Annotated in this window: 26 protein-coding genes and 1 riboswitch; of the genes, 19 read left to right on the plus strand and 7 right to left on the minus strand. The window is 56.5% G+C overall.

Annotation, left to right across the window (positions count from 1 at the left end):
- The first annotated feature begins 5 nt into the window (after window positions 1-5).
- The 5 genes from EGY08_RS13260 (at window position 6) to EGY08_RS13280 (ending at window position 2,543) form a co-directional block, all read left to right on the plus strand.
- Entirely contained in the window at window positions 6-743 is a 738-nt protein-coding gene (locus tag EGY08_RS13260) for an AzlC family ABC transporter permease (protein ID WP_004127776.1), read from the plus strand.
- Window positions 736-1,056 carry an AzlD domain-containing protein gene (locus EGY08_RS13265; protein ID WP_112167074.1) on the plus strand — a complete coding sequence of 107 codons (321 nt, stop codon included), beginning with the start codon at window positions 736-738 and terminating at the stop codon, window positions 1,054-1,056. The genes EGY08_RS13260 and EGY08_RS13265 overlap by 8 nt, the downstream gene beginning before the upstream one ends.
- Window positions 1,057-1,081: 25 nt before the next feature.
- A complete protein-coding gene (locus tag EGY08_RS13270; RefSeq protein WP_117077261.1) occupies window positions 1,082-1,459 on the plus strand; it encodes a Rid family detoxifying hydrolase in 378 nt (125 codons plus the stop codon).
- A 110-nt stretch (window positions 1,460-1,569) separates the two neighbouring features.
- Window positions 1,570-2,079, plus strand: coding sequence for a GNAT family N-acetyltransferase (locus EGY08_RS13275; protein ID WP_004127761.1), 510 nt, complete (start codon window positions 1,570-1,572; stop codon window positions 2,077-2,079).
- Between the two features lie 8 nt (window positions 2,080-2,087).
- On the plus strand, window positions 2,088-2,543 hold the full coding sequence (locus EGY08_RS13280) for an acyltransferase (protein ID WP_123828573.1): 456 nt from the start codon (window positions 2,088-2,090) through the stop codon (window positions 2,541-2,543).
- Window positions 2,544-2,588: 45 nt separating this feature from the next.
- Here the strand turns inward: EGY08_RS13280 and pgi are convergent, their stop codons facing one another.
- Window positions 2,589-4,238 carry a glucose-6-phosphate isomerase gene (gene pgi, locus EGY08_RS13285; protein ID WP_004127757.1) on the minus strand — a complete coding sequence of 550 codons (1,650 nt, stop codon included), beginning with the start codon at window positions 4,236-4,238 and terminating at the stop codon, window positions 2,589-2,591.
- 352 nt (window positions 4,239-4,590) lie between these two features.
- Window positions 4,591-4,824, plus strand: a riboswitch (Lysine riboswitch).
- A gap of 180 nt (window positions 4,825-5,004) precedes the next feature.
- Between pgi and lysC the strand changes: the two genes are divergently transcribed.
- Complete coding sequence (gene lysC, locus EGY08_RS13295) at window positions 5,005-6,354, plus strand: lysine-sensitive aspartokinase 3 (RefSeq protein WP_004127755.1); 1,350 nt, start codon at window positions 5,005-5,007, stop codon at window positions 6,352-6,354.
- Window positions 6,355-6,393: 39 nt separating this feature from the next.
- On the opposite strand, the gene EGY08_RS13300 is transcribed toward lysC, so the two are convergent.
- The gene (locus EGY08_RS13300) at window positions 6,394-7,182 is read right to left on the minus strand and encodes a DNA polymerase beta superfamily protein (RefSeq protein ID WP_004127753.1); all 789 of its coding nucleotides are present in this window, start codon (window positions 7,180-7,182) and stop codon (window positions 6,394-6,396) included.
- A 5-nt stretch (window positions 7,183-7,187) separates the two neighbouring features.
- On the minus strand, window positions 7,188-8,315 hold the full coding sequence (locus EGY08_RS13305) for a slipin family protein (RefSeq protein ID WP_123828574.1): 1,128 nt from the start codon (window positions 8,313-8,315) through the stop codon (window positions 7,188-7,190).
- Window positions 8,316-8,453: 138 nt separating this feature from the next.
- Between EGY08_RS13305 and EGY08_RS13310 the strand changes: the two genes are divergently transcribed.
- The 4 genes from EGY08_RS13310 to EGY08_RS13325 all read left to right on the plus strand — a co-directional run bounded on the left by EGY08_RS13310 (window position 8,454) and on the right by EGY08_RS13325 (window position 11,854).
- Entirely contained in the window at window positions 8,454-8,657 is a 204-nt protein-coding gene (locus EGY08_RS13310) for a hypothetical protein (protein ID WP_075208534.1), read from the plus strand.
- A 105-nt stretch (window positions 8,658-8,762) separates the two neighbouring features.
- Window positions 8,763-10,343 carry an RNA repair transcriptional activator RtcR gene (rtcR, locus tag EGY08_RS13315; protein ID WP_123828575.1) on the plus strand — a complete coding sequence of 527 codons (1,581 nt, stop codon included), beginning with the start codon at window positions 8,763-8,765 and terminating at the stop codon, window positions 10,341-10,343.
- Between the two features lie 111 nt (window positions 10,344-10,454).
- Window positions 10,455-11,399, plus strand: coding sequence for a ketopantoate/pantoate/pantothenate transporter PanS (panS, locus tag EGY08_RS13320; RefSeq protein WP_004127747.1), 945 nt, complete (start codon window positions 10,455-10,457; stop codon window positions 11,397-11,399).
- A 182-nt stretch (window positions 11,400-11,581) separates the two neighbouring features.
- A complete protein-coding gene (locus EGY08_RS13325) occupies window positions 11,582-11,854 on the plus strand; it encodes a DUF3811 domain-containing protein (protein ID WP_004127746.1) in 273 nt (90 codons plus the stop codon).
- On the opposite strand, the gene rluF is transcribed toward EGY08_RS13325, so the two are convergent.
- Window positions 11,851-12,723: a 23S rRNA pseudouridine(2604) synthase RluF gene (gene rluF, locus EGY08_RS13330; protein ID WP_123828576.1), complete on the minus strand. Its 873-nt coding sequence runs from the start codon at window positions 12,721-12,723 to the stop codon at window positions 11,851-11,853. The genes EGY08_RS13325 and rluF overlap by 4 nt on opposite strands.
- 348 nt (window positions 12,724-13,071) lie before the next feature.
- Between rluF and EGY08_RS13335 the strand changes: the two genes are divergently transcribed.
- From EGY08_RS13335 to EGY08_RS13370, 8 genes are all read left to right on the plus strand, one after another.
- Window positions 13,072-14,019 (plus strand): sugar-binding transcriptional regulator, encoded by a 948-nt coding sequence (locus EGY08_RS13335; protein WP_004127741.1) that lies wholly within the window; start codon window positions 13,072-13,074, stop codon window positions 14,017-14,019.
- Between the two features lie 70 nt (window positions 14,020-14,089).
- Entirely contained in the window at window positions 14,090-14,893 is an 804-nt protein-coding gene (locus tag EGY08_RS13340) for an SDR family oxidoreductase (RefSeq protein ID WP_004127739.1), read from the plus strand.
- A gap of 9 nt (window positions 14,894-14,902) precedes the next feature.
- Window positions 14,903-15,310 carry a mannose/fructose/sorbose PTS transporter subunit IIA gene (locus tag EGY08_RS13345; RefSeq protein WP_004127737.1) on the plus strand — a complete coding sequence of 136 codons (408 nt, stop codon included), beginning with the start codon at window positions 14,903-14,905 and terminating at the stop codon, window positions 15,308-15,310.
- Window positions 15,310-15,804 (plus strand): mannose/fructose/sorbose PTS transporter subunit IIB, encoded by a 495-nt coding sequence (locus EGY08_RS13350; RefSeq protein WP_004127734.1) that lies wholly within the window; start codon window positions 15,310-15,312, stop codon window positions 15,802-15,804. The genes EGY08_RS13345 and EGY08_RS13350 overlap by 1 nt, the downstream gene beginning before the upstream one ends.
- A 186-nt stretch (window positions 15,805-15,990) precedes the next feature.
- Window positions 15,991-16,788 carry a PTS mannose/fructose/sorbose transporter subunit IIC gene (locus EGY08_RS13355; protein ID WP_087829627.1) on the plus strand — a complete coding sequence of 266 codons (798 nt, stop codon included), beginning with the start codon at window positions 15,991-15,993 and terminating at the stop codon, window positions 16,786-16,788.
- 11 nt (window positions 16,789-16,799) lie between these two features.
- Entirely contained in the window at window positions 16,800-17,624 is an 825-nt protein-coding gene (locus tag EGY08_RS13360; RefSeq protein WP_123828578.1) for a PTS system mannose/fructose/sorbose family transporter subunit IID, read from the plus strand.
- Window positions 17,625-17,800: 176 nt separating this feature from the next.
- A complete protein-coding gene (gene sorE / locus EGY08_RS13365) occupies window positions 17,801-19,030 on the plus strand; it encodes an L-sorbose 1-phosphate reductase (protein WP_004127726.1) in 1,230 nt (409 codons plus the stop codon).
- Window positions 19,023-19,832 (plus strand): shikimate 5-dehydrogenase, encoded by an 810-nt coding sequence (locus EGY08_RS13370; RefSeq protein WP_123828579.1) that lies wholly within the window; start codon window positions 19,023-19,025, stop codon window positions 19,830-19,832. Before sorE ends, EGY08_RS13370 begins: the two co-directional genes overlap by 8 nt.
- Before the next feature lie 31 nt (window positions 19,833-19,863).
- Here EGY08_RS13370 and EGY08_RS13375 read toward each other — a convergent pair whose 3' ends face one another.
- Both EGY08_RS13375 and EGY08_RS13380 read right to left on the minus strand, forming a co-directional pair.
- The gene (locus tag EGY08_RS13375) at window positions 19,864-20,181 is read right to left on the minus strand and encodes a CcdB family protein (protein WP_014837118.1); all 318 of its coding nucleotides are present in this window, start codon (window positions 20,179-20,181) and stop codon (window positions 19,864-19,866) included.
- Window positions 20,181-20,474, minus strand: coding sequence for a type II toxin-antitoxin system CcdA family antitoxin (locus EGY08_RS13380; RefSeq protein WP_004127718.1), 294 nt, complete (start codon window positions 20,472-20,474; stop codon window positions 20,181-20,183). The genes EGY08_RS13375 and EGY08_RS13380 overlap by 1 nt, the downstream gene beginning before the upstream one ends.
- A 236-nt stretch (window positions 20,475-20,710) precedes the next feature.
- Between EGY08_RS13380 and pepE the strand changes: the two genes are divergently transcribed.
- Entirely contained in the window at window positions 20,711-21,400 is a 690-nt protein-coding gene (pepE, locus tag EGY08_RS13385) for a dipeptidase PepE (protein WP_049115450.1), read from the plus strand.
- Between the two features lie 194 nt (window positions 21,401-21,594).
- Here the strand turns inward: pepE and EGY08_RS13390 are convergent, their stop codons facing one another.
- Window positions 21,595-23,226 (minus strand): Na/Pi cotransporter family protein, encoded by a 1,632-nt coding sequence (locus tag EGY08_RS13390; protein ID WP_004127714.1) that lies wholly within the window; start codon window positions 23,224-23,226, stop codon window positions 21,595-21,597.
- Between the last annotated feature and the right edge of the window lie 93 nt (window positions 23,227-23,319).

Raw genomic sequence — 23,319 nt, forward strand, 5'->3', positions numbered from 1 at the left:
TGCTTATGAACAAAAAAGTTATTCTACGGGGTATGAGCGCCATACTTCCCTTGTGCATCGGCGACTTTCCGTTTTCATTTATTGTCGGCGCGCTAAGCGTTAGCGCCGGGATGAGTATCTGGCAAAGTACGGCATGGTCGACGATTGTCATCGCCGGTTCGGCACAAATGCTGGCGTTAAATATGCTAAAAACCGGAGCGAGCCTTGGGGTGATTATATTCACCACGATGATAATTAATCTTCGCCATGTGCTTTATAGCGCCTCTATTTCCAGTACGGTACGCGAAGCCTCCTTCTTTAAAAAATGCTTTATGGCATATGCCCTGACCGATGAAGTGTACGCCACGACGGTGAAAGAGATGGAGGAGAATAAAAAAGATAAATATCTTTTCTATTTTTCAGCAATGCTGACGTTTTGGTTCGCCTGGGTACTGGCCGATTTCCTTGGCGCTCTGGTTGGCGCGTCTTTTCCGCACATTGAAAAATATGGTCTGGACTTCGCGATGGTCGCCGCATTTATCGCCATCGTGGTCCCGCAAATCAAAAGCCAGGCCTGTACCGTCGCCGCCGTTGTTGCTGCCGTATCCGGGGTACTTTTGGTCGTACTGCCCTACTCGTTAGGTATCGTCGTCGCGTCCGTACTGGGCGTAATGGCGGGCCTGAGCGTCGATCTCGCCGAAGAGCGTAAACAGGCGCAGGCCGCTGACAAACTCTCTCTCGAAGGAGCGCTGGAAAATGAGTAATAGCTTTTTTATCGCCCTGACGCTGGGCATGGCCGCCGTGACCTTTCTTATTCGCTTCTCGTTCATTGGCCTCGCCGGGAAGGTTCAGATGTCGAGCCGGGTCAGCAAAACGCTGCGTTTTGTGCCGGTGACCGTGCTGCCGGCCATCATCACGATTCAGATCCTGAGCGTAAATTCCAGCATGGAGTTCGATTTGAAAAACCCGAAGGTGATCGCCGCGATTATCTGCACGCTCGCCAGCTTCCGCCTGGGCCTGGTATGGGTCGTCGTCAGCGGCGTCGGTTCACTCGTTTTGCTCAACTATTTCATGTAACCACCTATCAGAAGGAATCAACAGAATGATAATTACCACTGCCGCTGCGCCTGCCGCCATTGGTCCGTATGTTCAGGGGGTAAACCTGGGTACCATGACGATGACCTCGGGGCAGCTCCCGGTCAATCCGCAAGACGGCACCATGCCTGACGACATCGCTCAGCAGACGCGACAGTCGCTGGATAACGTTAAGGCTATCGTTGAAGCGGCGGGTTTGCAGGTGAAAAACATCGTTAAGACGATGGTCTTCGTCAAGGATCTGAATGACTTCGCCACCATCAACGCGGTTTATGAAGCGTTCTTCGCCGAACACAACGCGGACTTTCCAGCCCGCTCTTGCGTTGAAGTCGCCAGACTGCCTAAAGATGCGGGCATTGAGATCGAAGCCATCGCCGTCGCCTAATCCCCCTGCCGGAGGTCCTCCTCCGGCAACGTCTTACCCCCCACTTTTGAGGTTTACCCGCAGCGAAGTTTACGGGCAAAATATCGCCACTTCTTTGCGAGGAACGCAGAATGCTAAAGATTCGTATTGGACGTCCGGAAGATGCGGCTTTACTCAACGAAATGGCCAACGTCAGTTACCGCCACCACTTTACCCATCTCTGGCACAACGCCGAGGAAATGGAGCACTACCTGCAGCAAGAGTATTCCATGGCCGCGTTGGCGCCCAGCCTGGCCGATCCGCAGTGCTGCTGGTTGATTGCGGAAGCCGCGCGCCCTGTCGGCTTTGCTAAATACGCCTGTGGTCAGAATATTGATCCCGGGGGTCCATCCGGCGCGCTGCTACATAAGCTCTATCTACTGCCTGACGCCACCGGGCATCGTTACGGCGAGCAGATTTTCCGCGCCGTCGAGACGCGAGCGAAAGAGACGGGTGAAAGCTGGCTATGGCTGGAAGTGCTCGCCGCGAATACCCGCGCCCGCCGTTTTTATGAACGCCAGGGGATGCAGCACGTGAAGGATGTGGCATTTCATTCTGCAACCCAGCAAAGCACACTCCATATTCTGGCTAAACCAATCTGAGAGGCAGCATGCATACCCTTCGTGAAACCGCCATTCGCAACGTCGCCAGCGGCGAAAACGTGGTGATTTACCAACCCACCAACCTCTACGACTGCACGCTTGGCGATAACGTCTTCGTCGGGCCATTTGTGGAGATTCAGGGTCATACCCGCATCGGCAACGACAGCAAAATTCAGTCCCACACCTTTATCTGCGAGTACGTGACCATCGGCGAGCGCTGCTTTATCGGCCACGGCGTGATGTTCGCCAACGATATGTTCCGCGAAGGCAAACCCAACGCCGACCGCGAGAGCTGGGGAAGAATTGTGATTGGCAACGATGTGTCTATCGGCAGCGGCGCAACCATTCTGGCGGTCAGCATCTGCGATGGGGTCGTGATCGGCGCGGGCAGCGTGGTGACAAAATCCATTACTGAGAAAGGCGTGTGGGCCGGGAACCCGGCAAAGCTGCTGCGCCGGCTATAACAAAAATGCCGACCACATGGGCCGGCATTGCGAACGTTTTAGCGATTATGCGCGCCAGGATTTATAGCGGTTAATCAGACCGTTAGTGGAGCTGTCGTGGCTGCTCACTTCGGAACCATCTTTCAGCTCCGGCAGGATGCGGTTAGCCAGCTGTTTGCCCAGCTCAACGCCCCACTGATCGAAGGTGAAGATGTTCATAATCACGCCCTGGGTGAAGATTTTGTGCTCATACAGGGCAATCAGCGCGCCCAGGCTGAACGGCGTAATTTCACGCAGCAGGATGGAGTTGGTTGGGCGGTTGCCTTCAAACACTTTGAACGGCACAACGTGTTCCAGGGTCGCCGGATCTTTACCCTGATCGCGATATTCCTGCTCGACCACTTCGCGGGATTTACCAAACGCCAGCGCTTCGGTCTGCGCAAAGAAGTTAGACAGCAGCTTCGGATGGTGGTCGGACAGCGGGTTGTGGGTAACCGCCGGGGCGATAAAGTCGCAAGGCACCATTTTGGTCCCCTGGTGAATCAGCTGGTAGAACGCGTGCTGACCGTTAGTGCCCGGCTCGCCCCAGATGATTGGGCCAGTCTGGTAATCCACGGCGTTGCCGTTACGGTCAACGTATTTACCGTTGGATTCCATGTTGCCCTGCTGGAAGTAGGCGGCAAAGCGGTGCATATACTGGTCGTACGGCAGAATCGCTTCGGTTTCAGCGCCGAAGAAGTTGTTGTACCAGATACCAATCAGCGCCAGCAGCACCGGCAGGTTTTTCTCAGGCGCGGTCGTGGAGAAGTGTTTGTCCATCGCATGCGCGCCGGAGAGCAGTTCAACAAAATTGTCGAAGCCCACGGACAGGATGATGGACAGGCCGATGGCTGACCACAGAGAGTAACGGCCGCCAACCCAGTCCCAGAACTCAAACATATTAGCGGTATCAATACCGAACTCGCCCACCGCTTTACCATTGGTGGAGAGCGCGGCGAAGTGTTTCGCTACGTGTTTCTCATCGCCGGCGGTCGCCAGGAACCAGTCGCGCGCGCTGTGGGCGTTGGTCATCGTTTCCTGAGTGGTAAAGGTTTTCGACGCCACCAGGAACAGCGTGGTTTCCGGGTTCACCGTTTTCAGCACTTCGGCGATGTGGGTCCCATCGACGTTGGAAACAAAGTGCATATTCAGGTGATTTTTATACGGGCGCAGCGCTTCGGTCACCATGAACGGGCCGAGGTCGGAGCCGCCGATACCGATGTTGACGACGTCGGTAATCGCTTTACCGGTGTAGCCTTTCCAGCTGCCGGAGATAATGGCTTCGGAGAAGGTTTTCATCTTCTCAAGCACGGCGTTCACTTCCGGCATCACGTCTTTGCCATCAACCAGAATCGGAGTATTGCTGCGGTTACGCAGCGCAACGTGCAGCACCGCGCGATCTTCCGTACGGTTAATCTTCTCGCCGGAGAACATGGATTTAATGGCGTCTGCCAGGAAGGTCTCTTTGGCCAGGTCCTGCAGTTTTGCCAGCGTCTCTTCGGTGATGCGGTTTTTGGAAAAATCCACCAGCATCAGATCGTCGAACGTGGCGGAGAATTTAGAGAAACGATCGCTATCCTTCGCGAACAGATCCGCGATGGTAACGTCTTTCATTTCATCAAAGTGTTTCTGTAATGCCTGCCAGGCAGAGGTCTGCGTTGGGTTGATGTTTTTCATTAGCAATACTCTTCTGATTTGAGAATTGTGACTGCGGTCGATTGTAGCGCCGGTGACGAAAAATTGTGATGATTTTTATGTTATGCCGATGATACGCGTCAGAAATTGGGCCGATTTGGCGCAAAATGCCCCTGATAGTATAGACATCATAAGGCTTTTTTCTGTCAGCGACCCGCGCATGAAAAATCCGCATAACCCTGACGTTGACATACTTCGCCTGAAGCCTTTATATAACGGCAGTACCTACGTATACGTAGATATGTATGGATCGCGCATTTCACGCTACAGCGAAAGGGTATTGTAGGGGGGTATAATGTCCCGCGTCCCCCAGGCAAAGTGAAAGACGTCGGTAATTGCCAGAAGAGGTGCGTTGCCCAGGTAACCGTATTGGAGGAGCCAGTCCGGGGAAAATACGTGAGGGGGAGCAACGCCGAGGTGAATAAGCGTCTGGTTACGCTCATCACCGGCCACAGGGGCTGAATCCCCTGGGTTGTCACCAGAAACGTTCGCAGTCGGGCGTTTCATACTCGCCATCTGATGCACAGCATCGGCAAGCGGGTCTACAAGGTGGAGCACTTCTGGGTGACATCGTAGTTTGTTTATCGCTCTGCGCCCACCCTGTTTTTCGCTCTTCCCTTGTGCCATGGCTGAATAATTTGGCCTGGCTTATTAAGACATTTTATTGCAATCCGGCTGCGTCCAGCCCCGCCAGGATTGGTTTTCTGGAATCGTTTTAATAAGTCAGGCCCCCTGACACGAGGTTGTTATGACAGATTTAGTTGTAGCCAAATTCGGCGGCACCAGCGTTGCCGATTTTGATGCCATGAACCGCAGCGTAGACGTCGCGCTGCTGGATGCCAATACCCGCGTGGTGGTGCTTTCCGCCTCAGCGGGCGTGACCAACCTGCTGGTCGCATTAGCGGAAGGGCTGGAACCCGGCGAACGTTTCGCGAAGCTCGATGCCATGCGTCAAATCCAGTTCAATATTCTGGAGCGTCTGCGCTATCCCAACGTTATTCGCGATGAAATTGAGCGCCTGCTGGAAAATATCACCACCCTGGCGGAAGCCGCCTCCCTGGCCAGCTCAACCGCGTTAACCGACGAGCTGGTCAGCCACGGCGAACTGATGTCTACCCTGCTGTTTGTCGAGATCCTGCGCGAGCGCGGTATCGCCGCCCAGTGGTTCGATGTACGCAAAATTATGCGCACCAACGACCGCTTTGGCCGTGCGGAACCGGATATCGCCGCCTTATCTGAATTAACCCAGCAGCAGCTGACCCCGCGCCTTGCGGAAGGGCTGGTGATCACCCAGGGCTTTATCGGCAGCGAAGCCAAAGGCCGTACCACCACCCTGGGCCGCGGCGGCAGCGACTATACCGCCGCGCTGCTCGGCGAAGCGCTAAACGCCACCCGCGTCGATATCTGGACCGATGTTCCGGGTATCTATACCACCGACCCGCGCGTCGCCCCGGCGGCCAAACGCATTGACGTTATCGCTTTTGAAGAAGCGGCGGAAATGGCGACCTTTGGCGCGAAGGTCCTGCATCCGGCCACCCTGCTCCCCGCCGTGCGCAGCGATATTCCGGTATTCGTCGGCTCCAGCAAAGAGCCGAAAGCCGGCGGCACGCTGGTGTGCAAAAACACCGAAAACCCGCCGCTGTTCCGCGCGCTGGCGCTGCGCCGCAAGCAGACGCTGCTAACCCTGCACAGCCTGAATATGCTGCATTCACGCGGTTTTCTGGCCGAGGTATTCAGTATTCTGGCGCGTCACAGTATCTCCGTCGATCTGATCACCACTTCGGAAGTGAGCGTGGCGCTGACCATGGATACCACCGGTTCGACGTCGGCTGGCGATACCCTGCTCACCCAGGGGTTGCTGACCGAACTTTCCTCTCTGTGCCGCGTTGAGGTCGAGCAGGATCTGGCGCTGGTCGCCATCATTGGTAATGAGCTGTCGAAGGCGTGCGGCGTCGGTAAAGAGGTGTTTGGCGTACTGGACCCGTTTAATATTCGTATGATTTGCTACGGCGCATCCAGCCATAACCTGTGCTTCCTGGTACCGGGAGCGGATGCCGAAAAAGTGGTGCAGAAGCTGCATCATAATCTGTTCGAGTAATAGCGAATAAAATGGCCCGCCATTTCTGCCGGGCCATTTTTAGTTTCCCATCACCGTGGTGATCAGCAATCTGTCCAACTCCCTGACATCACCGCTCCGGCTCTCCGGCAGCGCTGGCGGGATTGCACCCCTGAGCAGCTCGGACTGAATAAACGCATGCAGCAGCGGTCGACGCGGGCCGTTTTCCGCCTCTCCCGCACGCTGTTTACGCTCCAGCAGCTCGTCTATTTCCGCACGTAGACCCATTTCCAGCTCGCTTCCCGCCAGCAGTTCATCAAAGCGCATCGGCGGCACGCCTTTTCCCGCCTCAACCCAGCGGACGGCCAGCAGCGGGCGCAATACGTAAAAGTACTTTTTCAGCCGCACCTGTTCGCCTTGCAGATAGCCGCGAAAATTTTTCCTGGCCATCGAGTAGTAATGCCAGCGGGCGCGAACCGGAGAAAACCAATGCGGGATGAGTTTTTTAAGCGCCTGAACCGTCGCATCATCCTGCCGATACACCACCGGTGAATCCAGCCATTCGATCAGCGTCGGGTTCGCCCCTTTCAACAGACCCAGCGCTTTGCGCCACTCCCAGCCGCAGACGTCCAGCTCATCGTCGATGGGCAGCTCGATAACATCGCGCTGCGCGTCCACCCGCAGATACCACTCCAGCGAATGAACGTAGAGAAACCGCACATCATAATCGCTGTCCGGCGAAGCAAAGCCCCAGCCCCGGCTGCCGGACTCGCAGGCGTAGAGCACCCTGACGCCGTAGCGCCGCTCCACGTCGTTTAACTGCCGCTGCACCTTATGGCGCATGGCGGCGTTCACACCGTGATACGTCATTTTCATTATCCTTTTAGATTCACCAGGCCATGCAGCACCTGGTCCAGACCGCCAAAGACCGAGATTTTATCGATACGCTCCGCCACTCTTTCCAGCGTTTCCAGCTCTTTTAAACGCAACGCCACCGGATTGTTTTCCATCACCTTCGCGGTGTTGAGCAACGAGCGCGTCGCCGCGGTCTCTTCACGCCGGCGGATCACGTTCGCCTGCGCCGATTTCTCCGCCTCCACCAGCTGCGACAAAATGGCTTTCATGTCGCCGGGCAGCACAATATCCTTCACGCCCAGCGACGCGACGTCGATACCAAATGCCGCCATGCGCTCGGTGACCTGCGCGCTCACCACCTCATCAATGATTTTCTTATCTTCCAGCAGCGCATCCAGCGTTCGTGTTCCGACGGCTTCACGCAGCGCAAACTGCAGCTCGCGATACAGATGGTCCAGCGGCTTCGTCAGCTGTCCAAAAGCCTGCAGCACATCGCTGTAGCGCCAGTTCGCCGCCAGATTTAAACGCAGGTTCACTTTATCTTTGGTCAGAATCTCCTGGCCGCCAACCTCCAGCACCTGCAGGCGGGTATCGACCACTTCCGCTTCCACCAGGTGATTGACCTTCCAGTACGCGCTCAGGCCAGGCTGCAGCAGAGATTGTGTCTCGCCGTCGATTTTCAGCACCCCGACGTGCCACGCCGGCACCGATACGGTGAGGATCGCTTCGCGGCCTTTTACCGCCCCGTGACGTCGCGGCTGCAACACCGCATTCATGATGTCAGCCGGAACCGCAACCTGCCGGGTATCGATACGTAGCAGCCGCATCTCGTCACCGGCGGACCAGTACAGCCGGCGCGTCGAAGGCGGTAAAATTTCCTGCAGCACACCGTTGGCATACAGCGCCCCGGTTTCGATATCCGTCAAATCCACCGCCAGGCAGTAGCGTTCAACCCATTCAGGCTGAAAGCGCCGTAAATACTCCGCCAGCGCTTCCGGCACCTCGCTGCCGTCCCGGTTTACGATCAGCACGTCAGGAACGTTGAACCACGGCAGGCGGTGCTCGCCCGCTTCCAGAACCTGATAGTAGTCGCCCTGGCGGGATAAAAGGCCAAGCTGACCTTTACGTACCGTAATTTTTTTCGTCATTTTTTATTCCTTAACAATTAATCAGGCGCGGGTGCAGGGGCGAAGCCGCAGGGGAACTCCCTTTTACCTGCGGCACGGCGCCTTTACCGGCGGCCTGCTTTGGGGAGTGCCGACTGCGCACAACCCCGGTGTATTTTTATGATTAACAACCAGTTTTCATTGGAGATGAAATCGGGAATCGAACCCATTGGTGGTCATCGGCTGACGGAACGCGCCCGAAAAACGGTCTGTACCGTTCCTGGCGTGCCGGCGGGGTTTAACCCCCTGCGTCTTCAGCGTCGTGACGAAAGGACTATTGCCAGATGCGTGCCAAAAACAACAATGGCGAAAGTTGTTTTTTAAAAAATTGATTAATAAGGTTTTTATTTTCAAAGCACACCGTAGCGCTTGCTCCCGCCAGCAGGTTTTTTTATCTTTAAATATCAATAATTATCTTTTGGGATAAACATGAAAAAGCGGCGAGTGGTGATTGGCGTCCTCGGAACGGTACTGGATAAACGCGGCAAGCGAGCGAACCGTTTTAAAAAATGGCGGCCCACCGTGGGGCTATGCCAGCAGGCCGATTTTCCTGTCGACAGGCTGGAGCTTCTCCACCAGCCGCGTGATGAAAATATGGCGCAAAAGCTGATTGACGATATCGCACAGCTTTCGCCGCATACCGAAGTCCATCCGCATACGGTTGAAATCAACGATCCCTGGGATTTTGAAGAGGTCTACGCGGCGTTTCTCGACTTCGCCAACCGCTATCGCTTTGATACCGAAAACGAAGAGTATCTGGTGCATATCACCACCGGGACCCACGTGGCGCAGATCTGCTGGTTCCTGCTGACCGAAGCGCGCTACCTTCCCGCCAGCCTGCTGCAGACCAGCCCTGCGCCGAAAGGCGCAACGGATGAAGCCGTCGCCGCCGGTATTTACTCGGTGATCGATCTGGACTTAAGCCGCTATGCTGCGCTCACCAGCCGCTTTCAGCGCGAGCAGCAGCAGTCCGTCTCCTTCCTGAAGGCAGGTATCGAGACGCTGAACGCGACGTTCAACGCACTTATCGATCGTATTGAGCGCGTGGCGATCCGATCGACCGATCCGATCCTGCTTACCGGCCCAACGGGCGCCGGTAAATCCGTCCTCGCCAAACGTATTTTTCAGCTTCGTCAGTCACGGCATCGGGTGGCGGGAAAATTCATGGCGGTGAACTGCGCCACGCTGCGCGGCGATAACGCCATGTCCACGCTGTTTGGTCATGTCAAAGGCGCGTTTACCGGCGCGGTGACGCCTCGCGCCGGGCTATTACGCGAAGCCGACGGCGGCGTACTGTTTCTCGATGAAATAGCCGAGCTGGGGCTGGATGAGCAGGCCATGCTGCTGAAGGCCATCGAAGAAAAAACCTTTTTCCCGTTTGGCTCGGATAAAGAGGTGCACAGCGACTTCCAGCTGATCGCCGGCACGCATCGCGATATGCAGCAGTGGGTGGCGGAGGGGCGCTTTCGCGAAGATCTTTATGCGCGCATCAATATGTGGCGCTTTGCCCTCCCCGGCCTGGCGCAGCGGCGGGAAGATATTGCGCCGAACGTGGAGTATGAATTACGGCGACTGGCCAACGAGCGGCAGACGCAGATCCGCTTCGATAAAGACGCCCGCGAACGCTATCTGGCCTTTGCCTGTTCGCCGCAGGCGCAATGGCGCGGCAATTTTCGCGAGCTCAGCTCGTCCGTGGCGCGCATGGCGACCCTGGCCGAGCAGGGGCGCATTACGCTAGCCGTTGCGGAAGAGGAGATAATGCTGCTGAAAGAGAGCTGGCAGCTCACGACATCTTCTCCTGATATTGCGCTGGAAATCGATCTGTTCGATCGCCGCCAGCTGGAAACGGTGCTGGAGGTCTGCCAACGCAGCGCTTCGCTCTCCGAAGCCGGACGCGAGCTGTTCGCCGTCTCCCGGCAAAAAAAGGCCAACCCTAACGATGCCGACCGCTTGCGCAAATATTTAGCGCGCTTCGGACTCAGCTGGGAGCTTATCCGCAGCGGAACATGAGCATAATTTGTTTGAATAATATGTCTTAGCACGATAAACAATAGCGATGGCCGGGCTCGATCCCGGCCGGTCTATAACAAGCAAACACAACTTACGTGCAAGGAAAACAACATGCTCGCCACGCTTACGCGGCTGTTCCCATTATGGGCGCTGCTGCTCTCGGTTATCGCCTATTACACGCCATCCACTTTTACCCCCGTTGGCCCGTGGGTCCCGACGCTGCTGATGCTGATTATGTTCGGCATGGGCGTGCATCTGAAAGTCGACGATTTTAAGCGCGTGCTTTCCCGCCCCGCGCCGGTCGCCGCCGGCATTTTTCTCCACTACCTGGTGATGCCGCTCGCCGCCTGGCTGCTGGCGCTGATTTTTCACATGCCGCCCGAGCTCTCCGCCGGGATGGTGCTGGTCGGCAGCGTCGCCAGCGGTACGGCATCCAACGTGATGATCTTTCTGGCAAAAGGCGACGTCGCGCTCTCAGTCACCATCTCATCGGTTTCCACGCTGGTTGGGGTGGTCGCCACCCCGCTGCTGACGCGTCTGTACGTGGATGCGCATATTCAGGTGGACGTGATGGGGATGCTGCTCAGCATTCTGCAAATCGTGGTGATCCCGATTGCGCTGGGGCTGGTAGTGCACCATCTGCTGCCGAAAGTGGTGAAGGCGGTGGAGCCGTTTCTGCCGGCCTTTTCGATGGTCTGCATTCTGGCGATTATCTGCGCCGTGGTGGCCGGTTCCGCATCGCATATCGCTTCCGTAGGCTTTGTGGTGATTATCGCCGTCATCCTGCATAACACCATCGGCCTGCTCGGCGGCTACTGGGGCGGACGGCTGTTTGGCTTTGACGAATCCACCTGCCGCACGCTGGCGATCGAGGTGGGAATGCAGAACTCTGGCCTTGCCGCCGCGCTGGGGAAAATCTACTTTGGCCCGCTGGCCGCGCTGCCCGGCGCGCTGTTCTCGGTCTGGCACAACCTGTCCGGCTCGCTGCTGGCCGGTTACTGGTCAGGGAAGCCTATTGTTGATAAATCGCGTAAAACGGTAAAAGAGCGCGAATAACCCGTAATTTTCCCGGCTTGCGCTGCGCTTAGCCGGGCAACGGTCCGTGCAGCTTGCGGGTTTTGTCGCCGGACAGGCGCGCAGCGCCGCCTCCGGGATTTTCTGCGAGGCACAACAATTTACCGTGAGACGTCAGCCCCAATACCGTACACTGAAACTACAGGCTAATTGAGGGCACCACTATGGCACTCCCCCGCATCACGCAAAAAGAGATGACCGAGCGCGAACAGCGCGAACTGAAAACCCTGCTCGACCGCGCGCGCATCGCCCATGGCCGTCCGCTGACTAACGCGGAAGCCAATAGCGTGAAAAAAGAGTACATCGATAAGCTGATGCTTCAGCGGGAAACCGAGGCAAAAAAAGCTCGCCAGCTGAAGAAAAAGCAGGCGTATAAACCGGATGCAGAGGCCTCGTTTTCCTGGTCGGCAAATACCCCGACGCGCGGCAGACGTTAACGCCCTTTCTTCTTGCGCCCCGGCGCGGTAAAGCGTTTGCCGTTCGACGCCGGGCGGGAGGACTTGTCGCTGGTTTTTTCAATCGCCACCACCGGGCGCTTGATGCCGGCCGTTTTCGGCTTCGCTTTTGCCTTCGGTTTCGCTTCTGAAGACGAGTTTTCAATCAGTTTGAAAAGATCGATCAGCTCATCGTCGGTCAGATCGCGCCACTCTCCCAGCGGGATCCCCGTCAGGCTGACGTTCATGATCCGCGTCCGCTCAAGCTTCGTCACTTCATAGCCAAAGTGTTCGCACATCCGGCGGATCTGGCGATTCAGCCCCTGCACCAGGGTAATGCGGAACACAAACGGCGCTTCTTTTTTCACTTTGCACTTCTTCGTCACCGTGCCGAGAATCGGTACGCCCGCCCCCATGCCGCGGATAAACTCATCGGTCACCGGCTTATCAACGGTGACCATATACTCTTTTTCGTGATCGTTACCGGCGCGCAGGATTTTATTCACCAGATCGCCATGGTTGGTCAGAAAGATCAGCCCCTGGGAGTCTTTATCCAGGCGACCGATGGGGAAAACGCGTTTACTGTGGTTAACGAAATCCACGATGTTATCGCGCTCGCCGTCTTCGGTGGTGCTGACGATGCCAACCGGTTTATTCAGCGCAATCAGGACCAGATCGTCCGCTTCGCGCGGCTCAATCAACCGGCCATTGACCTTTACCACGTCGCCAGCTTTAACCTGGTCGCCGATGGTGGCGCGCTTGCCGTTGATAAAAACGTTGCCTTGTTCGATAAAGCGATCGGCTTCACGACGCGAGCAAATTCCGCTTTCGCTGATGTATTTATTAAGTCGGGTTGATGAGTCGGGCAGCATAAAATCTCCTGTAAAAGCGAAATATACCCTACCTTACGGGCGATAAAAAAGAATCGCGCGCGCGTCGCCTGACACTAAGTGTGATCTGCTCCGCCTTTCAACACAAAAGTGTGCCCATGAAAGCCCGGCAACTTTGCCCGGCGAAACAAAGCAGAATCAGGCTCTTATCACGTCCAGCACAAAGGTGCCATAAACCACCGGTAAGCAACGCAAATGTGCAACAGAAATGGTCGGAACATCTTCATGAAATAGAGGAAAATTTCTTTGAAGCGGGTCGCTGATGGGGTTATATCAGATCATGACAGCAACTCTCCCATTTGCACAAATGTGCAGGAGCCGACAGTGACGATGGAAAACAGCGACGATATTCGTCTGATCGTGAAAATCGCCCAGCTCTACTATGAGCAGGATATGACCCAGGCGCAGATTGCCCGCGAGCTGGGGATATACCGCACCACTATCAGCCGTCTGCTGAAGCGCGGCCGCGAGCAGGGCATCGTCACTATCGCCATCAACTACGACTACAACGAAAATCTGTGGCTTGAGCAGCAGCTAAAACAAAAATTCGGTCTCAAAGAGGCGGTAGTGGCGGCCTGCAACTCACTGCTGGAGGAGGATCAGCTCAATCTAATCGGCCTGCATGGCGCGCAATTGGTCGACAGGCTGCTAGAGCCGGGCGATATCGTCGGCTTCTCCTGGGGTCGGGCGGTGCGCGCGCTGGTGGAGAATCTGCCACAGGCCAGCCAGTCCCGTCAGGTTATCTGCGTGCCGATTATCGGCGGCCCCTCCGGCAAGCTGGAGAGCCGCTACCACGTGAATACGCTGACCTACGGCGCCGCGGCGAAGCTGAAAGCGGAATCGCATCTCGCCGATTTCCCGGCACTGCTGGATAACACATTAATTCGCAACGGTATTATGCAGTCCCGGCATTTTAAAACGATTGCCTCCTACTGGGATAACCTGGACGTCGCGCTGGTGGGCATTGGTTCTCCGGCGATCCGCGACGGCGCCAACTGGCATGCATTTTACGGCAGTGAAGAGAGCGACGATCTCAACGCTCGCCAGGTCGCCGGCGATATCTGTTCGCGTTTTTACAACATTGATGGCGCGCTGGTCGAAACCGCCATGAGCGAAAAAACGCTCTCTATCGAGATGGCGAAACTCAAGCAGGCACGCTACTCGGTGGGTATCGCCATGGGCGAGGAGAAATACGCCGGGATTCTTGGCGCCTTAAACGGTCATTACATTAATTGTCTGGTGACGAATCGAGAAACCGCTGAGTCATTACTGAAGTAAATGTCAAGAATATGATTTCACGCAGCGCTGCTGCGGGGGATCCCTTTATCTAAAGAAACAGGAGTCGATAATGAATACATGGTTAAATTTAAAAGACAAAATAATTATCGTGACCGGCGGCGCATCAGGAATCGGCCTGGCGATTGTCGATGAGTTATTAGCCCAGGGCGCCAACGTGCAGATGAGCGATATTCACGGCGGCGACAAACATCAGAATCGCGATAATTATAATTTCTGGCCAACCGATATTTCCAGCGCCAGCGAAGTGAATAAAACCGTCGAGAGTATTATTCAGCGCTTTGGCCGCATTGATGGTTTAGTCAATAACGCCGGCGTCAATTTCCCGCGTTTATTAGTGGATGAGAAAGCGCCGTCCGGTCGCTATGAATTAAATGAAGCGGCATTCGAAAAAATGGTCAATATCAACCAGAAAGGCGTTTTCCTGATGTCGCAGGCGGTGGCGCGCCAGATGGTGAAACAGCGCAGCGGCGTGATTGTTAACGTCTCGTCGGAAAGCGGTCTCGAAGGCTCTGAAGGCCAGAGCTGCTACGCCGCGACCAAGGCCGCGCTGAACAGCTTTACCCGCTCCTGGTCGAAAGAGCTGGGCAAACACGGTATTCGCGTTGTAGGCGTCGCGCCGGGTATTCTGGAAAAAACCGGGCTGCGTACCCCGGAATATGAAGAGGCGCTGGCCTGGACCCGCAATATCACTGTAGAACAGCTGCGCGAAGGCTATAGCAAAAATGCGATCCCTGTTGGTCGCTCCGGCCGTCTCAGTGAAGTTGCTGATTTTGTTTGCTATCTGCTCTCAGAGCGCGCCAGCTACATTACCGGAGTAACCACTAACATTGCGGGCGGCAAAACGCGCGGCTAAGGGGGAAACATGGTTAACGTCATCTTCTGCGCTCACGGTCAGCTGGCCTGCGCCATGCTCGACTCGGTGCGCATGGTTTACGGCGATGTCCACGTCAGCGCCGTGGCGTTTGTACCGGGGGAAAACGCGGGCGATATCGCCGATAAGCTTGAAAAGTTGGTAAGTACTCACAAAGAGGAGGAGTGGCTCATCGCCGTCGATCTACAGTGCGGCAGCCCGTGGAACGCCGCCGCCGGCCTGGCGATGCGCAACCCGCAGCTTCGGGTCATCAGCGGCCTGTCGCTACCGCTGGCTCTGGAGCTGGTCGATAACCAGCAAACGATGAATGCAGAAGCACTGTGCCAACATCTTGAGGCTATCGCCAGCCAGTGCTGCGTCACCTGGCGACAGCCGGAAACCGTTGAGGAGGATTTCTGATGAACATTACGCTCGCACGCATTGATGACCGCCTGATTCACGGCCAGGTCACCACCGTTTGGTCAAAAGTGGCCAACGCCCAGCGTATCATTATCTGTAATGACGACGTGTATAACGACGACGTTCGCCGCACGCTGCTTCGCCAGGCCGCGCCGCCGGGCATGAAGGTCAATGTGGTGAATATCGAGAAAGCCGTCGCCGTTTATCACAACCCGCAATATCAGGACGAAACGGTTTTTTATTTATTCACTAATCCGCAGGACGTATTAACCATGGTGCAGCAGGGCGTCAAAATAGCCACCCTGAATATTGGCGGCATGGCCTGGCGACCGGGTAAAAAACAGTTAACCAAAGCGGTCTCATTAGACGCAGCGGATATTAATGCCTTTCAGCAGTTAGATAAGCTGGGCGTTAAGCTTGATTTACGCGTCGTAGCCTCGGATCCGTCGGTTAATATTCTCGAAAAAATAGCAGAGCAGTCCGTTACAGAATAATAAAACGCGCCTTTTATTACACACTGTCATTCTGGATGCATCTCGGCGGCAAATGAGCGAGTCACCAGCAGCATAGCTAACTATGTGACTGGGGCGAGAGAATGCAGTCAACAAAGAGGCAGCCTGAAGAACATCGTGTAAATGCCGTAAAAGGCAGGGATTTCTATACCCTCAAGGTGACAAATTATGGAAATAAGTACCCTACAAATCATCGCCATATTTATTTTTTCCTGTATTGCCGGGATGGGCAGCGTGCTGGATGAATTCCAGACTCACCGCCCATTAATCGCCTGTACCGTGATTGGCTTAATTCTCGGTGATTTAAAAACCGGGATTATGCTCGGCGGGACGCTGGAGCTGATCGCGCTCGGCTGGATGAACGTCGGCGCGGCGCAGTCTCCGGATTCGGCGTTAGCCAGCATTATCTCCGCCATCCTGGTTATCGTGGGCCAGCAAAGCATCGCTACCGGAATAGCGATTGCGCTGCCGGTCGCCGCGGCGGGTCAGGTGCTCACCGTGTTCGCCCGCACCATTACCGTGGTGTTCCAGCACGCGGCGGATAAGGCAGCAGAAGAAGCGCGCTTCGGGACAATCGATCTGCTGCACGTATCGGCGTTGGGTGTACAGGCGCTGCGCGTTGCTATCCCCGCGCTGGTGGTTTCGCTGTTCGTCAGCGCGGATATGGTCAGCAATATGCTCAACGCCATCCCGGAATTCGTCACCCGCGGTCTGCAAATCGCCGGCGGTTTTATCGTGGTGGTCGGCTACGCCATGGTGCTGCGCATGATGGGCGTGAAGTATCTGATGCCCTTCTTCTTCCTCGGCTTCCTCGCAGGGGGATATCTCGACTTTAGCCTGCTGGCCTTCGGCGGCGTGGGGGTCATCATCGCGCTGATTTATATCCAGCTTAATCCGCAGTGGCGTAAACCTGAAGCGCAGGCAGCCGCCACCTCTTCCACTGCCCTTGACCAGCTTGACGACTGAAGGAGCCCAACATGGAACAGAGAAAAATTACCCAAGGCGACCTGGTGAGCATGTTTCTGCGCTCCAACCTGCAGCAGGCGTCATTCAACTTCGAACGTATTCACGGGCTTGGCTTCTGCTACGACATGATCCCGGCCATCAAGCGCCTCTACCCGCTGAAGGAGGATCAGGTCGCCGCGCTGAAGCGCCATCTGGTGTTCTTTAACACCACCCCGGCGGTGTGCGGGCCGGTGATTGGCGTGACCGCCGCGATGGAGGAAGCGCGGGCTAACGGCGCCGCTATTGACGATGGCGCCATCAACGGGATCAAAGTGGGTCTGATGGGGCCGCTGGCCGGCGTGGGCGACCCGCTGGTATGGGGCACGCTGCGGCCAATTACCGCCGCCCTCGGCGCCTCGCTGGCGCTCTCCGGGAATATTCTTGGCCCCCTGCTATTCTTCTTCATTTTCAACGCAGTACGTCTGGCGATGAAGTGGTACGGGCTGCAGCTTGGCTTCCGTAAAGGGGTCAATATCGTCAGCGATATGGGCGGCAACCTGCTGCAAAAGCTGACCGAAGGCGCCTCCATTCTTGGCCTGTTTGTGATGGGCGTGTTGGTCACCAAGTGGACCACTATCAACGTACCGCTGGTGGTCTCGCAAACGCCGGGCGCCGATGGCTCGACCGTCACCATGACCGTACAGAACATCCTCGATCAGCTCTGCCCCGGGCTGCTGGCTTTGGGCCTGACGCTGCTGATGGTGCATCTGCTTAATAAGAAAGTGAACCCAGTATGGCTGATTTTCGCCCTCTTCGGTTTGGGGATTATCGGTAACGCGCTGGGCTTCCTGTCCTGATTATTCCGCCCCGGCGATGCCGGGGCTACTTCAACAAGTTAGCCCCAACAGATTGCGCAGTACGGCAAAGCGGCAACCGAACGTATCCCTGGGAGCGTAGATTCACTGCGTGACCAGGGCGTGAAGAAAGCCAACACAGCCGTAATGCGAAAGATGAAGGGGATGAGGTGGTAAATATGCAAACAACAGCCCTGCGCCTGTACGGCAAACGCGACCTGCGCCTGGAAACCTTCGAACTACCGGCGATGCAGGATGATGAAATCCTCGCCCGGGTGGTCACCGACAGCCTGTGCCTCTCCTCATGGAAAGAGGCGAATCAGGGTGAGGACCACAAAAAGGTGCCGGACGATGTGGCGACCAACCCGATTATCATCGGCCATGAGTTTTGCGGGGAAATTATCGCCGTCGGTAAAAAGTGGCAGCACAAGTTTCACGCTGGTCAACGCTATGTTATTCAGGCCAACCTGCAGTTGCCGGATCGCCCGGACTGCCCCGGCTATTCCTTCCCGTGGATCGGTGGCGAAGCCACCCACGTGGTGATCCCCAACGAGGTGATGGAACAGGATTGTTTGCTTTCCTGGGAAGGCGATACCTGGTTTGAAGGTTCGCTGGTGGAGCCGCTCTCCTGCGTGATTGGCGCCTTCAATGCCAACTACCATTTGCAGGAAGGCAGCTATAACCATGTGATGGGCATTCGTCCGCAGGGGCGCACGCTGATCCTCGGCGGCACCGGCCCGATGGGGCTACTGGCTATCGACTACGCGCTGCATGGCCCGATCAATCCGGCGCTGCTGGTGGTCACCGACACCAATAAGCCAAAGCTCAGCTATGCGCGCCAGCACTATCCCTCCGAGCCGCAAACGCTGATCCACTATCTTGATGGGCGTGACGCCAGCCGCGAAACGCTGATGGCGCTCTCCGGCGGCCACGGTTTTGACGATATCTTCGTCTTCGTCCCTAACGAACAGCTCATCACTCTGGCATCCTCGCTGCTGGCCGCAGACGGCTGCCTGAACTTCTTCGCCGGTCCGCAGGATAAGCAGTTCAGCGCGCCGATCAATTTTTACGATGTGCATTACGCATTTACCCACTACGTCGGCACCTCCGGCGGCAATACCGACGATATGCGCGCCGCCGTAGCGCTGATGCAGGCGAAAAAAGTCCAGACCGCGAAGGTGGTGACCCATATTCTGGGGCTGAACGCGGCGGGCGAGACGACCCTGGATTTACCGGCGGTGGGAGGCGGTAAAAAGCTGGTCTATACCGGGAAAAATATCCCGCTGACGCCGCTGGGAGAAATCAGCGATCCGCAGCTGGCGGCGATTATGGAGCGCCATCACGGTATCTGGTCAAAAGAGGCGGAGGTGTATCTGCTGGCCCACGCGGAGGATATTGTTCATGATTAATCGTGATACGCAGCTGTGCATGTCGTTGGCCGGTCGTCCGGGCAACTTCGGCACCCGCTTTCACAACTATCTGTATGAAAAGCTGGGGCTGAACTATATCTATAAAGCGTTTACGACCCAGGATATTGCCGCGGCGGTAAACGGCGTGCGCGCATTAGGCGTTCGCGGCTGCGCGGTCTCGATGCCGTTTAAAGAGAGCTGCATACCGTTTCTCGACGCTCTTGACCCTTCGGCAAAGGTGATTGATTCGGTCAATACCATCGTCAACGACGACGGCAGGCTGACCGGGCTGAATACCGACTATATCGCGGTAAAAAGCCTGATTGACAGCCATCGGCTCGACGCCTCTGCCAAAGTGATGATCCAGGGCAGCGGCGGAATGGGCAAAGCGGTCATCGCCGCCTTCCGCGATGCCGGTTTCCGCGATGTGATTATCGCCGCCCGCCATCGCGAGCGCGGCCTGGCGCTGGCGAAGCAGTACGGTTTCCAGTGGCAGCCCAAGCCAGAGGGAATCGCAGCGGATATTCTGGTTAACGTCACGCCGCTCGGCATGGCGGGCGGTACGGAAAGCGAAACCCTGGCCTTTAGCCAGACAATGGTGGAACGGGCCGCCGTGATATTTGACGTGGTCGCGCTACCGCCGGAAACCCCGCTCATCAAGCTGGCGCAGAGGCTGGACAAGCACGTTATCAGCGGCGCGGAGGTGATTGCCCTGCAGGCGGTGGAGCAATTTGCGCTCTACACCGGCGTGCGCCCGGACGCGGCGCTGGTCGCTGAAGCCGCGGCCTTTGCCAGAGGATAAGGGCAAAACGGAGAGCGCCAGGGAGGGCGCCCTAATAACCGTTGATCAGGAAGTCGATTGCATCGCGCAGCGCAGCCCTGTCCGCCGTCAAATCAGCGACGCGCTTGCCCAGTTCTTTTTGCGGCAAACCCGCCATCATATGCGTCATCACAATATAAGTTTGACCGGCAATCGTAATCACGGGACAAATTTTGGTCGGGGGCTGGGTATCGGGTAGTTGGTTTTGTTCTATCACAGGGGCAACCAGGATATGCTTCAGGACATTCGCGACCGGATGCTGCAGGTTGATTAAATAAGGGAAAACCTTTTTACCGCTTCCCGTATTCTCATAAGCGCAATATTGTTCCATCAGAACGGCCTTTGAAAATCACTAAACGAACCGTTTTCTTCTACCCATTGGTTAATCGTATCGATCGATTTCTTATTGTCTCGTAACCACTCTTCACGTTTGTGCTCACGAAGTTTTTCAAGCAAAGCTTCCGTTAAAACCGCCGAAATGTTGATTTTAAGTTTACGCGCCTCTTCCAGGATTTCAGGCGAAAGCGAGACATTGACTGATTTTTTAACGTTCGACGTAGTGCGCATGATAGCCCCCATGATAATGCGCATGACATGCCTCAGATTAGCGTAATAAACGAGCATTTTCTATTCCTTTGCCTGTGAATCATCAACGTAAAACTAAGCGGTTCCCGCTAACCTGTCACGCCCGGTAGAGTCAGTCTGCGAGGCGCTTTCCAGTTTAATTCAGAGAATCCCAGCGCCAGAAATCGCCGTTCCGCTATGTTCAGCGCGTCTCAGCGTGAGCCACGTCAGCAAGCGGTAAGATATCCTGTGATAACATCCCTGCCCGAATAATCATCTGGCCAAATGGAGAAATGATGGAACTGCTGCTATTAAGTAACTCAACGCTACCGGGCAAAGCCTGGCTGGAACATGCGCTGCCGACCATTGCCGGGCAGCTAAACGGCCGCCGTTCTGCGGTATTTATTCCTTTCGCCGGGGTAACGCAAACCTGGGACGATTACACCGCGAAAACCGCCGCCGTCTTCAGTCCAATGGGCGTCACGGTTACCGGTATTCACAGCGTCGCGGATCCGGTGTCGGCGATTGCGAATGCGGAGATAGTTATCGTCGGCGGCGGCAACACCTTTCAGTTGCTGAAAGAGTGCCGCGAACGCGGCCTGCTGGCGCCGATAGTAGATGTGGTGAAGCGCGGGGCGCTGTATATCGGCTGGAGCGCGGGCGCTAACCTGGCCTGTCCGACGATTCGCACCACTAACGATATGCCGATTGTCGACCCTAACGGTTTTACTGCGCTGGGGTTGTTCCCGCTGCAAATTAACCCGCACTTCACCAACGCACTGCCGGAAGGCCATAAAGGCGAGACCCGCGAACAGCGGATCCGCGAGCTGCTGGTGGTTGCGCCAGAGCTGACGATTATCGGCCTGCCGGAAGGCAACTGGATTCAGGTGACGCAGGGCCACGCCACTCTCGGCGGCCCGAATCCGACGCTGGTGTTCAGAGCCGGAGAAGAAGCAGTGACCCTGAACGCCGGCCATCGTTTCTGACCCCTGCTTGCTCTTGTCCCGGAGGAGGCGCGTTGCGCCTTTCCGGGCTACCGTTCCGCAGACGGCGGTGGGCCAGCGCAGTCTCCGGGTTGCGGCGTAAACGCCTCAGCCGAGCTACCGGCCGCAGACGGCGGTAATCCTGTAGCCCGGTTAAGCACAGCGCGAGCCAGGGATGTCAGGCGGCTCATCAGCGCTTAATAATCATCGCGCTCATCGTCCTCATCCGGCTGCTCCATCACGCTATAGGCTACCGAGCAGAACAACGAGTTAAGACGCTTCATATCGCCAAGCAGCGCCAGGTGCAGCGTACTGGTTTCAATGCTCTGCACGTTTTGCTGATGCAGGCGGTCAACGTGCGCGTGCGAGTAACGACGGTTCATAATGCGAAAACGATGTTTGCTGCGGCGCAGGCGGCGGGCGCTCGGCACGTCGCCGGAGAAGAAGACCGACATCGCCAGCTGCAGATTGCTGAGCAGCTGGTCGTAGAGTGCGTCCAGCTCTTTCAGCCCCTCCATAGAGAACGCGCGGCGCGCGGCCAGCGATTTATCGGCGATTTCGCTGCCCATTCTTTCGACGATATCCGAAGCCTGCTCGAGGTTGAGCGCCATTTCGATAATTTCCGCCCAGCGGCGGGACTCCTCATCCGCCAGCTCCTCTTTCGGCATCCGCGCCAGATAGAGCTTAATGGCGGTGTAAAGCACGTTGATATCATCCGCCATCCGCCGCAGCTCTTTCTCTTCACGCGGCTCACCGTGCATTACTTTACGCAGGCTTTCCAGCATCTGCTCCATGGCATCGCCAATACGCAGCGTTTCGCGGGCGGCATTGGCCAGCGCCAGCGCGGGCGTATCCAGCGCCGAAGTATCCAGATGCTTCGGCTTCAGACGCGCATCCAGCTCGGGCTCATCGCGAATCAGACGCTTACAGAGGTTCGCCATCGGCCCGGCAAACGGCACCATGGCGATACAGCGGATCAGGTTGTAGAAGACGTGGAAATAGATGACCAGCTCGGATTTTTGCAGCGGGAGTTCATCCATGACGTTTGCCAACAGATGTACAAACGGCAGGATAATCAGGCTGCCCACCAGCTTAAACAGCAGGCTGCCGAGCGCAACGCGGCGCGCGGCGGCATTGGCGCCGCTGTTATTTAGCATGGCCAACAGCCCGGAGCCGAGGTTAGCGCCGATCACCAGGCACAGCGCCACCGGAAACGAAATCACGCCGGTGGCGGTTAACGTCGCGGTCAGCAGCACCGCCGCCAGACTTGAATAGCTGATAATGGCGAACACCGCGCCGATCAGCGCATCCAGCATAATATCGCCGGTCAAAGAGGCGAAAATCACCTGTACGCCGTTGGCCTGGGTGATGGGATGCACCGCCTGCACGATCAGCTCCAGCGCCAGCAGAATCAAGCCCAGACCAATCCCCACGCGCCCGAGCTGGCCCGCGCGCGTTTGCTTGCGCCCGAGGAAGAAAATCACGCCGATAAAAATCAGCAGCGGCGAAAGCCACGACAGGTCGAAGGTCAGCACCCTCGCCATCAGCGCGGTACCGACGTCAGCGCCCAGCACCATCACCAGCGCGGGGGCCAGCGCCACCAGATCCTGGGCGACAAAAGAAGTCACCAGCATAGTGGTGGCATTGCTGCTCTGGACCAGCGCGGTAACGCCGATCCCCGCGCAGAAGGCGAGCGGTTTTTTCTCCACGCTGCTGCTGAGCACGCTGCGCAGGCGAGCGCCGTAGACACGCATCACGCCGGTACGGACGATATGGGTGCCCCACACCAGTAGAGCGACGGCGGACAACAGGTGTAGCAGAGTTAACACGGAATCAGCTTCTCCTTATATTTATTTGTTCCAGAAACTCATCAACCGTTACAGGCCGGATAGCGCTTTGCTTATCCGACGGCAACGATCGCA

It is taken from the genome of Klebsiella sp. FDAARGOS_511 (assembly GCF_003812845.1).
GTDB classification, from domain to species: domain Bacteria; phylum Pseudomonadota; class Gammaproteobacteria; order Enterobacterales; family Enterobacteriaceae; genus Klebsiella; species Klebsiella grimontii.

Bases quoted from the DNA above. Each gene is read 5' to 3' on its own strand.
- EGY08_RS13260 (WP_004127776.1), top strand. From the start codon at position 6: ATGAACAAAAAAGTTATTCTACGGGGTATGAGCGCCATACTTCCCTTG.
- EGY08_RS13265 (WP_112167074.1), top strand. From the start codon at position 736: ATGAGTAATAGCTTTTTTATCGCCCTGACGCTGGGCATGGCCGCCGTG.
- EGY08_RS13270 (WP_117077261.1), top strand. From the start codon at position 1,082: ATGATAATTACCACTGCCGCTGCGCCTGCCGCCATTGGTCCGTATGTT.
- EGY08_RS13275 (WP_004127761.1), top strand. From the start codon at position 1,570: ATGCTAAAGATTCGTATTGGACGTCCGGAAGATGCGGCTTTACTCAAC.
- EGY08_RS13280 (WP_123828573.1), top strand. From the start codon at position 2,088: ATGCATACCCTTCGTGAAACCGCCATTCGCAACGTCGCCAGCGGCGAA.
- pgi (WP_004127757.1), bottom strand. From the start codon at position 4,238: ATGAAAAACATCAACCCAACGCAGACCTCTGCCTGGCAGGCATTACAG.
- lysC (WP_004127755.1), top strand. From the start codon at position 5,005: ATGACAGATTTAGTTGTAGCCAAATTCGGCGGCACCAGCGTTGCCGAT.
- EGY08_RS13300 (WP_004127753.1), bottom strand. From the start codon at position 7,182: ATGACGTATCACGGTGTGAACGCCGCCATGCGCCATAAGGTGCAGCGG.
- EGY08_RS13305 (WP_123828574.1), bottom strand. From the start codon at position 8,315: ATGACGAAAAAAATTACGGTACGTAAAGGTCAGCTTGGCCTTTTATCC.
- EGY08_RS13310 (WP_075208534.1), top strand. From the start codon at position 8,454: ATGATTAACAACCAGTTTTCATTGGAGATGAAATCGGGAATCGAACCC.
- rtcR (WP_123828575.1), top strand. From the start codon at position 8,763: ATGAAAAAGCGGCGAGTGGTGATTGGCGTCCTCGGAACGGTACTGGAT.
- panS (WP_004127747.1), top strand. From the start codon at position 10,455: ATGCTCGCCACGCTTACGCGGCTGTTCCCATTATGGGCGCTGCTGCTC.
- EGY08_RS13325 (WP_004127746.1), top strand. From the start codon at position 11,582: ATGGCACTCCCCCGCATCACGCAAAAAGAGATGACCGAGCGCGAACAG.
- rluF (WP_123828576.1), bottom strand. From the start codon at position 12,723: ATGCTGCCCGACTCATCAACCCGACTTAATAAATACATCAGCGAAAGC.
- EGY08_RS13335 (WP_004127741.1), top strand. From the start codon at position 13,072: ATGGAAAACAGCGACGATATTCGTCTGATCGTGAAAATCGCCCAGCTC.
- EGY08_RS13340 (WP_004127739.1), top strand. From the start codon at position 14,090: ATGAATACATGGTTAAATTTAAAAGACAAAATAATTATCGTGACCGGC.
- EGY08_RS13345 (WP_004127737.1), top strand. From the start codon at position 14,903: ATGGTTAACGTCATCTTCTGCGCTCACGGTCAGCTGGCCTGCGCCATG.
- EGY08_RS13350 (WP_004127734.1), top strand. From the start codon at position 15,310: ATGAACATTACGCTCGCACGCATTGATGACCGCCTGATTCACGGCCAG.
- EGY08_RS13355 (WP_087829627.1), top strand. From the start codon at position 15,991: ATGGAAATAAGTACCCTACAAATCATCGCCATATTTATTTTTTCCTGT.
- EGY08_RS13360 (WP_123828578.1), top strand. From the start codon at position 16,800: ATGGAACAGAGAAAAATTACCCAAGGCGACCTGGTGAGCATGTTTCTG.
- sorE (WP_004127726.1), top strand. From the start codon at position 17,801: ATGCAAACAACAGCCCTGCGCCTGTACGGCAAACGCGACCTGCGCCTG.
- EGY08_RS13370 (WP_123828579.1), top strand. From the start codon at position 19,023: ATGATTAATCGTGATACGCAGCTGTGCATGTCGTTGGCCGGTCGTCCG.
- EGY08_RS13375 (WP_014837118.1), bottom strand. From the start codon at position 20,181: ATGGAACAATATTGCGCTTATGAGAATACGGGAAGCGGTAAAAAGGTT.
- EGY08_RS13380 (WP_004127718.1), bottom strand. From the start codon at position 20,474: ATGCTCGTTTATTACGCTAATCTGAGGCATGTCATGCGCATTATCATG.
- pepE (WP_049115450.1), top strand. From the start codon at position 20,711: ATGGAACTGCTGCTATTAAGTAACTCAACGCTACCGGGCAAAGCCTGG.